The 13,960-nt window shown below is 62.4% G+C and carries 10 protein-coding genes; all 10 read left to right on the forward strand.

Features of this window, described 5'->3' with window-relative positions; translation table 11 throughout:
- The first annotated feature begins 81 nt into the window (after positions 1 to 81).
- Positions 82 to 534 carry a group III truncated hemoglobin gene (locus FHS82_RS00110; RefSeq protein WP_166947504.1) on the forward strand — a complete coding sequence of 151 codons (453 nt, stop codon included), beginning with the start codon at positions 82 to 84 and terminating at the stop codon, positions 532 to 534.
- Positions 531 to 824, forward strand: coding sequence for a TehB family protein (locus tag FHS82_RS00115; RefSeq protein WP_010335699.1), 294 nt, complete (start codon positions 531 to 533; stop codon positions 822 to 824). Before FHS82_RS00110 ends, FHS82_RS00115 begins: the two co-directional genes overlap by 4 nt.
- Complete coding sequence (locus FHS82_RS00120) at positions 799 to 1,281, forward strand: hypothetical protein (protein ID WP_208394012.1); 483 nt, start codon at positions 799 to 801, stop codon at positions 1,279 to 1,281. The genes FHS82_RS00115 and FHS82_RS00120 overlap by 26 nt, the downstream gene beginning before the upstream one ends.
- An 18-nt stretch (positions 1,282 to 1,299) precedes the next feature.
- Positions 1,300 to 3,603 (forward strand): nitric-oxide reductase large subunit, encoded by a 2,304-nt coding sequence (locus FHS82_RS00125; protein ID WP_065846910.1) that lies wholly within the window; start codon positions 1,300 to 1,302, stop codon positions 3,601 to 3,603.
- A gap of 298 nt (positions 3,604 to 3,901) precedes the next feature.
- The gene (locus tag FHS82_RS00130) at positions 3,902 to 4,495 is read left to right on the forward strand and encodes a DUF6088 family protein (RefSeq protein WP_065846912.1); all 594 of its coding nucleotides are present in this window, start codon (positions 3,902 to 3,904) and stop codon (positions 4,493 to 4,495) included.
- Complete coding sequence (locus FHS82_RS00135) at positions 4,488 to 5,504, forward strand: nucleotidyl transferase AbiEii/AbiGii toxin family protein (RefSeq protein ID WP_065846914.1); 1,017 nt, start codon at positions 4,488 to 4,490, stop codon at positions 5,502 to 5,504. The genes FHS82_RS00130 and FHS82_RS00135 overlap by 8 nt, the downstream gene beginning before the upstream one ends.
- 158 nt (positions 5,505 to 5,662) lie before the next feature.
- Positions 5,663 to 10,594, forward strand: coding sequence for an AAA domain-containing protein (locus FHS82_RS00140; RefSeq protein WP_083199146.1), 4,932 nt, complete (start codon positions 5,663 to 5,665; stop codon positions 10,592 to 10,594).
- Positions 10,591 to 12,111 (forward strand): hypothetical protein, encoded by a 1,521-nt coding sequence (locus FHS82_RS00145; protein ID WP_065846918.1) that lies wholly within the window; start codon positions 10,591 to 10,593, stop codon positions 12,109 to 12,111. Before FHS82_RS00140 ends, FHS82_RS00145 begins: the two co-directional genes overlap by 4 nt.
- An 829-nt stretch (positions 12,112 to 12,940) precedes the next feature.
- Entirely contained in the window at positions 12,941 to 13,150 is a 210-nt protein-coding gene (locus FHS82_RS00150; RefSeq protein ID WP_166947506.1) for a cold-shock protein, read from the forward strand.
- Positions 13,151 to 13,586: 436 nt separating this feature from the next.
- Positions 13,587 to 13,865 carry a translation initiation factor IF-1 gene (gene infA / locus FHS82_RS00155; RefSeq protein WP_166948831.1) on the forward strand — a complete coding sequence of 93 codons (279 nt, stop codon included), beginning with the start codon at positions 13,587 to 13,589 and terminating at the stop codon, positions 13,863 to 13,865.
- Positions 13,866 to 13,960: the final 95 nt, after the last annotated feature.

Below are 13,960 nucleotides of genomic sequence, written 5' to 3' on the forward strand. Positions count from 1 at the left end.
ATGGATATCATATATTGGTTTTATCCGCCAACGCGCGTAAACCATGCATAGGAATACATCTTAATCGAGTCGAGGCAGGCAATGACGTCGAACCATGCCGAGCAGGCGCGGGCGCGCAAGATGGCGGACGCGCTCGCCTGCGGAATCGATGATGCTTTCATCTCGCAACTCGTGGAGCGGTTCTACAGCACCGTCCGCCAGGACGACATGCTCGGCCCGATCTTTGCGGAACGGATCGGCGACTGGCCGCATCATCTGGCGCGGATGAAGGATTTCTGGGCCTCGATCATGCTCGAATCCGGGCGCTTCAGCGGCAATCCGATGCGCAAGCACATCGCGATCGGCGGGCTCGATGAGGCGCATTTCGCGCGCTGGCAGTCGCTCTGGAACCAGACGCTTGACCGGATCGCGCCGAACGCCGCGGTCGCGGATCGGTTTCGCGAAGCGGCACTGCGCATTGGCGAGAGCTTGCTGACCGGCATCAAGATCGACCGCGGCGGCCTGGCGGCCATTTCCGCGAGGGCCTCGTCATGACGCCCGCCCCCTATGGCGCCTCGCCGATCTTCGATGAGCAAAGCCTGCCTGATGCCCTACGCAACGATCATCGCACCAAGGCGGGCACCTGGGGATTGCTGCGGGTGCTGGACGGCGAAGTGCGGCTCATTTTCGTCGATCCGCCGAGCGAGCAGCTTGTGACGCCCGACAGGCCCGCGATCATCCCGCCGCAAGCAACCCATCATGTCGTTCCGCTCGGCCCCATGACGATGCAGGTCGAGTTCTACCGGGAACGCCCGTTCCTTGGCGAAGACGCCGGCCGTGGATGACTTCGCCCTTGCTCGCGCGGTGCATGTCATCGCGGTCCTGTTCTGGATAGGCGGCGTCGGCTTCGTCACCCGGGTGCTGATGCCGACGCTGAGGACAACGGAACTGCCTCAGGACCGCCTGCGCCGTTTTCAGCAGATGGAGGCGCGCTTTGCCTGGCAGGCGCGCCTGTGGGTGTTGCTTGCCGGCGCAAGCGGCCTGTGGCTGGTGGCGCGCGCCGATTTGTGGAGCCGCTTCCTCGACGCCCGGTTCTGGTGGATGCACCTGATGGTCGCACTCTGGACCGTGTTTGCGCTGATGTTGTTCGTGATCGAGCCGTTGCATCTTCATCGCCGCCTCGCCAATACACAGTCACCAGAGGCGGATTTCGCTCGAATGATACGGCTGCATCAGTTATTACTTGTTGTCAGCGTCATAACAATTTTCGGCGCGGTAGGCGGCAGCCACGGACTGTTCTGACCGGAGGGGGTTTGGGGTATGAAGAGCTATCAAACGACATTCAGCATCAATCGGCTCTGGATCATCCTGTCGGTCGGCATGGTGGTCATGTTCGGCATCCTGCTGCTGCTCGGTCAGCAGATCTACCAGCAGGCGCCGCCCATTCCCGAAGCGGTGAAATCGGCCTCAGGCGAAACCTTGTTCACGCGCTCCGACATCGAGGCCGGGCAGAATATCTGGCAGTCGATCGGCGGCATGCAACAGGGCTCGATCTGGGGCCATGGCAGCTATCTGGCGCCCGACTGGAGCGCCGATTGGCTGCACCGGGAGGCGGAGGCATTGCTCGCCCTATCGACTTCGCCGGTACCTGAGGGGGTATCCGCGACGCAAGCGGAGGCGATGCGAAAGGCCGCGCTGCAGGAGGAAATGCGCAGGAACACCTATGACCCCGCATCCGGCGTCATAACGGTCAGCGACGCGCGCGCGCGCGCGATCAGGCAGGTGCAGCAGCACTTCGTCAGCCTGTACGATGGCGGCGACCCCGCCTCGCTCCAGCTCCGCCGCGACTATGCCTTTCCGGTCTATGGCGAGCTGTCGGAAGCGGAAGCCCGGCAGCTTGCCGCCTTTTATTTCTGGACGGCATGGGGCGCGACCACGAACCGTCCGGGCCAGACCATTACCTATACCAGCAACTGGCCGCACGAACCCCTGGTGGGCAACAGCCCGACCACCGGTACATTGTTGTGGAGCCTTGCGTCTGTCATCCTGCTGCTTGCCGCAGCCGGGGCGCTGATCGCTTATTATGCCAAGCAGTTTGACGTCTGGCGCGGCGACATCCTGCCCGAGGATGGCATGGCGACCTCCGACCTACTGGGGCAGGCGGTCATCACGCCGTCGATGCGGGCCACGGCGAAATATTTCTGGGTCGTCTGCGCGCTCTTCGTGACGCAGGTGCTGCTCGGCATCGTCACCGCCCATTATGCGGTCGAGGGGCAAGGGCTCTACGGCCTGCCCTTCGCCGAATATCTTCCCTACACGATCACCCGCACATGGCACACGCAGCTCGCGGTGCTGTGGATCGCCACGGCGTGGCTGGCGACCGGGCTCTATGTCGCGCCGATGCTCGGGGGACGCGACCCCAAATTCCAGCGGCTCGGCGTCAACTTTCTGTTCGTCAGCCTTCTGGTCATCGTCATCGGCTCGTTCGCCGGGCAATGGGCGGCGGTCCATCGCTTCTTCACCAACCTGACGGCGAATTTCTGGTTCGGGCACCAGGGCTATGAGTATGTCGACCTAGGCCGTTTCTGGCAGATCTACCTCCTGATCGGCCTGTTCCTGTGGGTGGCATTGGTGGTGCGCGCACTCCGGCCCGTGCTGCGCCGGGAGGGCGGCAAGTCTCTCATCTATCTCGTGCTGGTGTCGGCGCTCGCCATCGGGCTGCTGTATGGCGCCGGGCTGATGTGGGGCCAGCATACGAACATCGCCATCATGGAATATTGGCGCTGGTGGGTTGTGCACCTGTGGGTGGAAGGCATTTTCGAGGTCTTCGCGACCGCCATCATCTCGCTGCTGTTCGTGCAGATGGGGATCCTGCGAACCTCCACCGCCACCGTGATGGTGCTGTTCGCGACGATCATCTTCCTGTTCGGCGGGGTGCTCGGGACCTTCCATCACCTGTATTTCAGTGGGACGCCGACGTCGGTGATTGCGGTCGGCGCGATGATCTCGGCGCTGGAAGTGGTGCCGTTGCTGGTGGTCGGCTTCGAGGCCTATACGCGCCACAAGGTCGAGCATGAGGCCGAGTGGGAACGAATCTACCACTGGCCGTTCATGTTTTTCGCCGCCGTCCTGTTCTGGAATCTGGTCGGCGCCGGGCTGTTCGGCTTCCTCATCAACCCGCCGATCGCGCTCTATTATATGCAGGGGCTGAACACGACGGCCAACCATGGCCACGCCGCGCTGTTCGGCGTCTATGGCATGCTCGGCCTTGGCCTGACGCTCTATTGCATGCGTGGACTGACCGACGTCACGCGGTGGAACCAGAAATGGATCAGGATTTCCTTCTGGTCGCTCAATATCGGCCTTGGCATGATGACGTTCCTGTCGCTGCTCCCGCAGGGCATCCTGCAGACCTACGCCAGCATCGAGCACGGCTATGCCTATGCGCGCTCGGCGGAGTTTATCCATAGCCCGATCATGCAGGCGCTGGTCTGGGCAAGGGTGCCCGGCGACATCGTGTTCGCATTCGGTGTCTTTGCGTTCGCATGGTTCATGGTTCAGGCGTTCATGCACGGCAGGAAGCCGACTCCAGAAACGGCGGCCATTCCAAAGCCGGCGCTTTAGATCCGCCACTCCGCTTCCCGGCTGTACCCCGGTTTTCAACGGACGGCCGGCTAATTTCGGGCGTTGGTCGCTCCCGGCCAACACCATTTGTCCGTGAAACGGCTTCAGGATCGCCGGACAGGCTTGCCTGATCCGTGGGTTTTAGCACACCCTGGGGGCTCTCCCCGCACAAGGGGTGGGCCGAGACCCTGGCTCGGCCGCAGGGGAAGGCTTTCCCCCTTATCCCGCCCTGTCCCTTCAGAAGGGCTTCCTTGAAAACTGTCAGAAAACTGCGTATATTTCTGACAGGAGAAAGACCATGACTCGGCTGACCGAACAGATTCTGACGCATACGGCGGGCTTGCCCGAAGGGGCGCCCGTGTCTGCCAAGGGCTTGCTTCACCTCGGAAATCGCGCTGCGGTGGATCAAGCGTTGTCGCGCCTGACCGAGCGCGGGCAGCTCATCCGTGCCGGCCGCGGCGTTTATCTTCGCCCCATCACCAGCCGGTTTGGTACGCGCACACCTTCGGTCGAACAGGCAGTCGAGGCTCTCGCGACCCAACGGGGGGAAACTATCGTCTCGAACGGCGCCGCCGCGGCGAACGCCCTTGGGCTGACGACGCAAGTGCCGGTTCGGTCGGTCTATCTGACCTCCGGGCGCAGCCGAAAGATGCACCTTGGCAAGCAGGTCGTGGAATTGCGGCATGCCCCGCGCTGGCAATTGGCCTTGGCCAATCGGCCGGCAGGGGAGGCGGTCCGGGCGCTTGCCTGGCTCGGCCCGGAGAAAGCGGAAACAGCGCTCAAGACATTGAAGCGGAGGATGCCGCCTGGTGCGTTCGGCGAGTTGGTCGCCGCAGCGCCACAGCTTCCGACGTGGCTCGCGCAGAGCGTCGGAAAGGCGGCTTATGCCTGATGTCTTTCTCCGCCTCTCGGCGCAGGATCGGCGCGATGCGCTGGGAGTCGCGGCTGACCGTTCGGGCCGTCCGACGCATCTCCTCGAAAAGGATGTGTGGGTGGTCTGGGCGCTCGCCACCCTCTATGCGGCGCCGCTCGGCGAGCATCTGGTGTTCAAGGGCGGCACATCGCTGTCCAAAGCCTATCAGGTCATCCGCCGATTTTCGGAGGACGTGGATCTGACCTACGACATTCGGGCGATTGCGCCCGATCTGGTCGGGGACAATGGCGAGGGTCTGCCGAAAACGCGGAGCGAGGAAAAGCGCTGGTCCAGCGAGGTCCGTCGGCGGTTGCCGGCATGGGTCGCGGAAACCGTGCAGCCCGTGATCGCGAACGCACTGGCCGCCGAAGGTCTGGCGGCGGCCATCCGCGTCGAGGATGACAAGCTCTTCATCGACTATGAGGCGACCGCGGCCGGGTCCGGCTATGTCGCGCCCAGCGTCATGCTGGAGTTCGGCGCCCGTTCGACGGGCGAGCCGGCGAGCCTGCGCGATGTTGTCTGCGATGCGTCGGGTCTGATCGAGGGCCTGATATTCCCGACGGCGCGGCCGCGTGTCATGCACGCGGAGCGGACCTTCTGGGAGAAGGCGACCGCCATCCACGTTTTCTGCCTTCAGGACCGGTTGCGTGGAGATCGCTTCGCGCGGCACTGGCACGATGTCGCCAGACTGGATGAAGCCGGCCTGGCAGAAGCGGCTTTCGCAGATCGCGAGCTGGCGAATGCCGTCGCACGCCACAAGTCGATGTTCTTCGCGGAAAAGGCCGCCGACCGCACGGCGATCGACTACGGGGCGGCCGTCAACGGCGGTTTGCAGCTCGTGCCCATCGGCGATGGCGCAAAGGCGTTGGAGGAGGACTATGCCCGCATGGTCGAGGATGGGCTGCTCTTCGACGACGCCGAGCCGTTCGAGGTGCTCATGGCGCGATGCGCTGATATAGCCGCGCGAGCTAACGGCGCAGCCAAATAGGAAATTGGGATGGGCACCTTAGTTCGATGAGCATGCCTGGAGATGATCCTATGACAGAGCTAGCTCCGGTGCGCCGAATCTCGCTCAAACGAATTTGTCATCGAGAAAGCGAAAGATAATATCTGGAGTGGCCTAAGTAGTGACTCGGGGGGATTTGATTGAAGATTATAAATTGTGGAAACGGCCTGCATGAGCGCGAGGTAAAGGGCATTGATGCCCTCGCTTCATTGCCCCCGCACTGGTTCGCCTACACCAACCTCGATCTTGCAACCGCGCCCGGCTCAAGCCGCGAGATTGACGTCATCATCGTAGCGGACGACCGCATTCTCGTCGTCGATATCAAGGATTGGTTCGGCCCCATCGAGAGCCGCGAAGGGCATTGGTTCAACGCTGGGCGGGACCATGGTCCGTCCCCGGTCGCGAAGATTTCTGCGAACGCGCGCCAAGTCTTCATTCAGCTCGAGGCCCACCTCAAGCGCTACGCCAAGGGCGCAAAGCCGATCGTCCCCAGGGTGCAAGGCCTCGTGGTCCTGACGAAGGCCACGGATCTCAGCGGCATTTCAGAGACCGAGCGCCAAGGGGTAATGCCGGTCGCGGCGTTCACCTCTTCGCTCAAGTCGGTTCCCAAGCGGATCGAGGTGTTTGGCAAGGCGCCACCCGCTGGAGTCCTGACCTCGGTGGAGTGGAAGGACCAGCTCTCGAAGTTCTTCAATGTGAGCAAGGGCGTCTTCCTGCCCGGCCGGCGAACCTATGGCGGCTTCTACGCCACCTCCGCCGCACCGGTGTTTGAACACCCTGGCGGAATCTTCGCGGAATTCGAGGCGAGCGACGACCGGCAGTCACCAACCCTCGGCGTGCTCCGGCTATGGGATTTCTCCAAGGCGGAGACGCGCTTCCAGACAGAGGAAGGACGCAGCGAGATTGCCGGTCGCGAGCAGGAGGTCATCGCCTACCTGCAGGACCGGTGCGAGCAGTGCGACAGCGTGATCATCGACGGTAAGACCCGCGATCCGAACTTCGGAGTGCGGTACTGGGAGGTCTACGACCGCCGGCGCCGGCTTCACCGCCTGACCGATTTTGCCAGCACCGAGTTGGTTGACCTCAATCGAGGCGATCGCATTGAACTGGCTCGCCAGTTGCTCGCATCGCTCGACGTGCTTCACCTCGCGGAGGCTGCTCACCTCGACCTCGGACAGCACAGCGTTTGGGTGCAGCGACCGTCGACCGTTCGACTCTCGCACCTAATGGCGGCAAGCTACCCCGATGTCCGCTCGCTCGGGGATTCGCGCTTCCAATTCCTGTCGACGGGCAAGCTGCCCGAGGACTTCTTCGGAGTGGAAACCACCCCAAAGCGCCGCGATGTGTTCCTCGCGGCTTGCGCCGTCCACCGCATTCTCCTGGGCACAGGCCCAGCAACGTCGAGCGGAATTCCCGAGTGGGACAGCGCAGCCGACAAGGCGTCCGACTATCTCGAATTGCACGATTGGCTGGCGTCCGCGCTCGCGCACGATCCGATGCACCGTTTCAGGGATGCGGGCGAAGCGCTGACGGCATTCAACGCCGCAGTCGCCATCCGGCCAACGCCTGCGGAAGTCATCGAGGGGCTCGAGCGGCATCGCGGCGCGATCAAGAGCCAGATGTCGCTCTTTCAGGCCTATCCGCCCGCCGAGATTCTGCGCGATGACGAGACGCGCGCCTTGTGGAGGACCAGCAAGGACGGTCGCGAGGTTCTGGTCAAAGTCTGGAAACGCGCTTCGTGGGGCGACCAGACGAAGGAAGGCCCGCGTATCCTCGACTTCCTCGACCAGCTTGCCGAGCTATCGGCAGTCGAGCCTGAGGGATGCGCGAAGATTCTGGGTGCGATGTGGCTGGGCGATGCCATCGTCATGATTCAGGAATGGATTGATCTCCCAGACCTAGCGCAGGTGGTGGCGGAACGGCCCGAGCATCTTGGCGAAGAAGCACGACTCCAATTGATCGACGCGCTCGCCCGGCGTGTCGAAGAGTTGCACACTCTTCGCCTGGCGCACGGCGACCTCAAGCCGGCCAACATCCTCGTCGATCCCGCAACGCCGAGCGAACCGATTATCGTCGACCTTAGCGATTTCACGACCCTCGCCGAGGGCGACACCGTAACTGCGCGCTATGCACCCGAGAGCGGCGGTCGCTACGAACGCGACTGCTTCGCGGTCACAGTCATCGGCGAGGAACTCCTCGCAGGAAGCGATTCAAGGATATCCGACCGCGTACGCGAGGCAATCGCGAAGGTGCGGACCGACGAGCCGGCAAACGCGACGTTGCTTCCCTTGATCGACGTGCTGGTAGCCGGCGAGCCAGACGGCGTCGACTTAGTGACGATCCGGCTCGCCAGCCCACACGTCGGGGCAGGCCCATTGTTACCGGACGAGGGCCATTATTTCCTTCGCCGTGCTCCGTGGGGACCCGCGCTCATCATCCGCGGCGCCTGCGAGGAGCTTGAGGTCAGCATCGGGGCAAATGGAAAGCCCTATCGGCTCAACCGGCGTGCGCTCGAGCAGTCAAGGATCAGGCTCTGCCAGCGGTTCGAGTTCGGCTCGCTCGAAGCTGCCATTGTCATTGAGGACGGTCCCGCTACCCAGCTCGACGATCTCACTCCGTTGCTCGAGCGCGAAGACGTCGCCGCAGCCCTAGCGCCGACGCAGCCGAAGGAGATTGAGGCCGGGGCCGAGGCGGAAAGCCAGCGGCCCGCCGAGGAACGTGACATCGTTCCAGGCGAGCCACCCGAGGACGACCTGATCGAGGCAATCGCCGCTCAGCCACCGCCCAACGGGCAGGTCGACGTGGCGAGGCTGTGGGAGATCCTCGTCGATGCCGAACGGGAGCTGGTCACCTATGGCCAGGTCGCCGAGGACAGCGTCTTCGATAGGAACATCAGCCGGCACAAGGTCCAGTTCGACCTGCTGAGCGGGTCGTTTGACTATAATCGCCGCGACCGTGTCATGGTCGAGCGCGAGGATCGTCGGGGCAATTGGCGGCCTGTCGGCCAACTCGACCTCCAGCGATCCAAGCCCGACACGCTCTATCTAGAAAGCATGCGGCCTGAGCAGCGAAACGGACCGCCGCTGGTCGATGAGGGCGACGAGCTTCGCTTCCGGAGCCGCATGGAGGAGACCAGCCTCGACCGCCGCCAAGCTGCGGTCAGGCGGATCGTCGGGCGCACCTCGCGCACCCGCAACCTCATCGGGATTCTCGATCCGCGCACCGCGGCAAACCCCCAGTCGCTGCCCGATCGCCAACCGGTCGAAAAGTTGAAGGAGCAGTACGGGCTCAATGACCAACAGGCCGAGGCCTTGTCGGCTGTGCTCGCCACACGGCCACTTGCTCTCGTGCAGGGGCCGCCGGGAACGGGCAAAACCGTCTTCATTGCGGCGCTGGTGCATGCTGCCCTCACCTCGGGGCTGGCGCGCAATGTCTTGCTTGCAAGCCAGGCGCATGAAGCGGTCAACAACGCCGCCGAGGCCGTGCTCAAGCTCTTCGCTCGCGCGGGCGAGGTGCCGAGCATCCTTCGCGTCGGCAACGAGGGCGTCGTCTCAGACCGCCTGCTGCCGTTCCACGTCGAGCGCGTCGAACAACTCCAGAAGGACAGGTTCCGTGCTGAGATGCGGGAGCGCCTGGCCGTTGCCGCCCAGGGGCTGGGCATCTCCGAAACTTTGACCGATGTGCTGACCCATATCGAGCTCGCGATAAGGCCCGTCGCGGCTCGGCTGGCCAGCTTGCTGGATGAGGAGAATTCGGCGCAACGCATCACGGCGCTTCGTGAGACGATCGACCAGCAGGTCTTGCCGCTTGGGATCGACGACATGCTGCCCACCGACATACCGCCCGAGAAGATCGTGCCGACCATTGTCGGTGCCTGCCTCAAGGCCGTGTCGCAGGACGAGCGCCCGAGTCCGGACCGCATTGCCAGGTTCCAGGCGGTCTCGGCGCTGGCGCGCGACTTCGTGGGAACGGTCTCGACCGAGCAACGAAGCCTCGAGACCTTCCTCGCCGGAACGCGCCAGATCGTAGCGGGCACCTGTGTGGGGCTTGGTCGGTCTGCGCTTGGCTTGACCTCGACCCCCTTCGACCTCGTAATCGTCGATGAAGCGGCGCGTTGCACTGCCAGCGAGCTCGCGGTGCCGATCCAGGCGGGTGCATGGATCGTGCTTGTCGGCGACCACAAGCAGCTCGAGCCGCAGCATCCGGAGTCAGTGGTCGACGAAGTCGCCGAGCGCCTCGGCGTGGGCGTGGCCGAGGTCGCGAGGAGCGACTTCGAGCGCGTCTTCGAGACACCCTATGGCACTGCCGCAGGGCACACGCTGCGTCGGCAATATCGCATGCTCCCGCCGATCGGCGAGATCGTCTCGCGGTCATTCTATGGCAAGCGCCTTGAGCACGGTCGCGCAACGCCGATTATCGACGCGGAAGCGCTCCCTACCGACCTCAGCGCACCCGTCACGTGGTTTGATACGGCGCCGTTTGGCGAGCGCGCAAAGCAAGCCGAACCCAATCATCGCAAGAGCCTGACCAACCCGGTCGAGGCAGACGTGATTGTAAGCCTTCTCAAGCGATGGAGCGAATGCCAGCCATTCCTCGACTGGCTCGGCCAACAAGCGTCGCACGCCCATGGCATAGGGATCATCTGCGCCTATTCCGCACAACGTGACCTCGTGAGGCGCAAGATCGCCTTGGCACCGATCCATCCCTCGTTGCGCGCTGCACTAAAGGTGGACACGATCGACAGCTACCAGGGCAAGGAAAACCCCATCGTGATCGTGTCGCTCGTCCGCAATAACTGGGACGGATCCATGCAAGGCGGCACCAAGACAATTCGGCCCGGCTTCCTCGCAAAACCAAACCGGATAAACGTCGCAATCAGCCGCGCGATGGACCGCCTCGTTATCGTGGGCAGCTTGAAACGGTGGGAAGAGGACGGGCCGATGGACCGAATCGCGCGGGCCTTCGCCAGCACCGTCGAAGACGGGCACGCCCGGCAGGTTGATGCAATGGCCTTGCTGGAGAATGGGCTCGACGCCGCACCTATCGATGGCGCCTTGGAGACGACACGATGACCGACAAGCCCCGCGGTAAGCTGACAGTCGCGCCCGTGCGCGAGGGTCTCGTCGGCGAGTCCGAGGACGGCCCGCTCCAGTTGGCGACGCTCGACCTGACACTGCCCTGCCGCAGGTTTGTCGTCGAGCATAAGGTTGCCGATGTCGGCAAGGTCTCCGTGACAGCCGAGTTCTTACTGCGTTTCGTTCGCGCAATGGGAAGCTGTACCGAGGAAGCGGTCCAGTCCTTCTTCGGTTATAGCCGGCGCGAGATGGCCTACGTTCTCCGCGAGGTCGAGGACGCCGACTATGTCCATCGCATCGAGGGGCGGATCACGCTGACACCGACGGGGCTTTCGCTCTTCCGTCCCGGCGTCGAGGAGCCACTGATCTACGAGGTCGAGCGCAAGATCGCACGCGTCGGCTTCGACCTCATCTCGCTAGCACCCGCCGAAAAGAAATTCCTGAGCTACTTCGAGCGGAGCCTTCCCGAGCTGCCACTGGCCGACGTTGAACAAGTAAGTTCGGCAACGGAAAGGGTGCCATCGTCGTTCCGTCGGTTCTTTCGCGAGTTCGCGCCGAAGATCGATCCCACGTCGACCCTGAGACGCGCGCTCTATTCGATCGACGGCGTGACAGCGGAAGAACGCTTTTCGACGCTCGTACGCGTCCGGCTTGTGTCATCGGGGCTCAAGCCGACCTTGCCCGACATCGACCTCTCCGAATGGAAGTCAGACTACGACCTGTCAGACCGTGAGGCCGTCGGGCGTGCGGTCGCCGAGTTAGTCGAGCGCATGGCTGTCACGCGGCGGGAGGACGATGGCGAGGCGTACCAACTCCTGGTCCAGCTCGCCCCAGAGTACCTCAAGGAATGGACGCGCCGTGATGGGTTAAGCGTGCAGCGCTTCTATCGGCACGCCTTCACGAGCCACGGCGACGTCCGCGCCGATCGCCCAACTGTGCCGATCATCGGCAGCCTATTCACCATGGAAAATGCGCGCAGGCTGTTCGAGGTCGCAAGCTATGGCTTGCGCAAGACGCGCCACGCCGCGGCCGCGGTCTATTGGGTGATACCTCAGGCCCCGCTGTGGGGAAGCACCTCGATCATGGCTGAAGCCGTCGAGCAGTTCCGCGAACGGATCATTCGCACGAATGAGGATCTCACTGTGCGGCAGAACGTCGAGTCGATCGCGTTGACCGCACAACGCCCGGAACGCTGGGTGAAGGAAGCCTTCACCCGCGAGCATGGGGCGAACGCCCGTGTATTTCCCGGCGGGTTCGAAATGCTACTCGTCCCCGGTGCCTTCGTTGCTGCAACTGTCCACGCGCCGATCGGCCAGCAATCTGGCCTGCCGGTCCCTTTGGGTTTCGCCAGTTTCGATCCGCGCGTGTTGGCGCGTGCAGGCGAGCTGCTCGACGCAAACGCTGAAGCGTTCAAACTGGATGACGTGCTCCGACGGAACCTTGTCGCGCTGTCAGCAGCGGACAAGAAGGAGAACTGTACCGGAGAGCAGAGCCCTGCGCCGGCCCCAAAATAGCAGGCGCACCCGTCGTTTTGCTGAACGGCCATGAACTGGCAAAGGTGCAGTTCCCGAGCCAGGGGACAGCTGCCGCTTCGCGTCGGTAGGTTGTTGTTGGCTCGACACCTCTATAGGGGGCAATGCATAACCGAGACCGTCGCGGATCGTGGAGCAGGCGTAGTGATTGCGGCAAAGCAGGCTCTGTCATCTAGGTGCTGCGGTATGACAATCGGTTGCCTTGATAATAAGACTGCAGCGTGAAATCGGTGGGATGCACGGATCGAGTCGGATCATTTCCTGCGTTCCTCGCTTGACGATAGTCCCCGAAAGTACGGTTTTTGGGCAATCCAGGAAAAATCCAATGATTTCAAAAGCCGGCCATTTTGGCAGGACGGCTGACGGTATATCGCCGACAAAAAATTTTTAATGGCGTAATTTCAAAGGCTTGTGACTGTCATTGATAATCGAGTGGGAGTGAGAGAGGCGGCAGCCTTTCCCTACCTTTCACACAGCGGCCGCGGCACTTCTGGTCAGCAGAATGTTGCCGATGCGCAGCATTCGACGGATGGAAAGGTGTTGGAAGAATTTCGTCCTAATGTTGACATAATAGAGCATCATGTCATTTTTCTGAATGGAAAGTGATATATATATGTTAATTTTGAGCGTGAGGCTTGCCAAATGCCTTGCGCAAACCTACGTTGTCGGTATCGATTTTGGCCAGATGACTGGGCCGTTGCCTGCGCCATTGCGGGGTGGACGTTCAGCTACCTCCAAGTTTCGACCCACCCGGACTGGGGCTTGAGCCCCGTCCGTCTGATATCTGTTTGTGACGACAAGGATTGATACAATGGCTACCGGCACGGTGAAATGGTATAATGAACAAAAAGGTTACGGGTTCATCCAGCCCGACGCCGGCGGCAAGGACGTGTTCGTTCACGTGACGGCCGTGCAGCGCGCGGGCCTCAACTCGTTGGGCGACGGCCAGAAGGTCACCTACGAACTCGAAACCGACCGCCGTACGGGGCGCGAGTCGGCAGTGAATCTGCAACTGCAGTAATCGTGCCCTTTTGGAGCGCTTGTCCGTCAATGAAATCATTCGATGGACAAGAATTCGCTCCGGAGAAAAAGCGGCGGAGCGTTCACCGATCCGGTCCGATCGGTGAACGCTCCGCCGCAATGCGTTTTTGAACGGAAAGAGGCCAGCCGCGTTATCTGCGCACTATCTGATTGTTCAGACACGGGATTCCCCGATCGATATCTGCACTTTCCGGTCCGGCGCATGCGGCGGTTTATCCGTCCGGTAACGCTTTTTCAGGCGAGGCATTGATTGCGTCGCCTGAAATGCTTTATATCAGCAACGATTGAACGGCATTGTCGACCCTCGGCCCGGCGCCCTCGCGGCGCATCGCCCTGCACCGGCCCTGCCAAACGTCATTCCGTCGGTTCGCGACGGCAGGTTGCCGCCAGAGTTCGGCGCTGAAGAAGGTGTGTTTATGGCTAAAGAAGAAGTGATGGAATTTGAAGGTCTTGTGACCGAGATACTGCCGGACGCCCGCTACAGGGTGCAACTCGATACAGGCCATTCTATCATTGCATATACAGCCGGCAAGATGAAAAAGCATCGGATCAAGACGCTTGCCGGAGACCGGGTGACGGTCGAGATGTCGCCCTACGACCTTGAAAAAGGCCGGCTGATCTTCCGGCATCGCGAACAGCACTCCGCCCCACGTCCGGGCGCAGGGGCCGCACGTCCGCAGTTCCGGCGCCGCTGAGGGCAACAGCAACAGGATCGGTGCCTTTCGGCCCACCAGCCGGAAAGCCGCCAGACTATGGGGCGGGTGTGTCGCGGACCACCTTCGAAACGGTA

The organism is Pseudochelatococcus lubricantis, from assembly GCF_011762225.1.
Lineage (GTDB): Bacteria > Pseudomonadota > Alphaproteobacteria > Rhizobiales > Beijerinckiaceae > Pseudochelatococcus > Pseudochelatococcus lubricantis.

Excerpts from the sequence above, each read along its gene's own strand:
- FHS82_RS00115 (WP_010335699.1), top strand. The coding sequence starts at position 531 with ATGACGCCCGCCCCCTATGGCGCCTCGCCGATCTTCGATGAGCAAAGC.
- FHS82_RS00145 (WP_065846918.1), top strand. The coding sequence starts at position 10,591 with ATGACCGACAAGCCCCGCGGTAAGCTGACAGTCGCGCCCGTGCGCGAG.
- FHS82_RS00135 (WP_065846914.1), top strand. The coding sequence starts at position 4,488 with ATGCCTGATGTCTTTCTCCGCCTCTCGGCGCAGGATCGGCGCGATGCG.
- FHS82_RS00130 (WP_065846912.1), top strand. The coding sequence starts at position 3,902 with ATGACTCGGCTGACCGAACAGATTCTGACGCATACGGCGGGCTTGCCC.
- FHS82_RS00150 (WP_166947506.1), top strand. The coding sequence starts at position 12,941 with ATGGCTACCGGCACGGTGAAATGGTATAATGAACAAAAAGGTTACGGG.
- FHS82_RS00125 (WP_065846910.1), top strand. The coding sequence starts at position 1,300 with ATGAAGAGCTATCAAACGACATTCAGCATCAATCGGCTCTGGATCATC.
- FHS82_RS00110 (WP_166947504.1), top strand. The coding sequence starts at position 82 with ATGACGTCGAACCATGCCGAGCAGGCGCGGGCGCGCAAGATGGCGGAC.
- infA (WP_166948831.1), top strand. The coding sequence starts at position 13,587 with ATGGCTAAAGAAGAAGTGATGGAATTTGAAGGTCTTGTGACCGAGATA.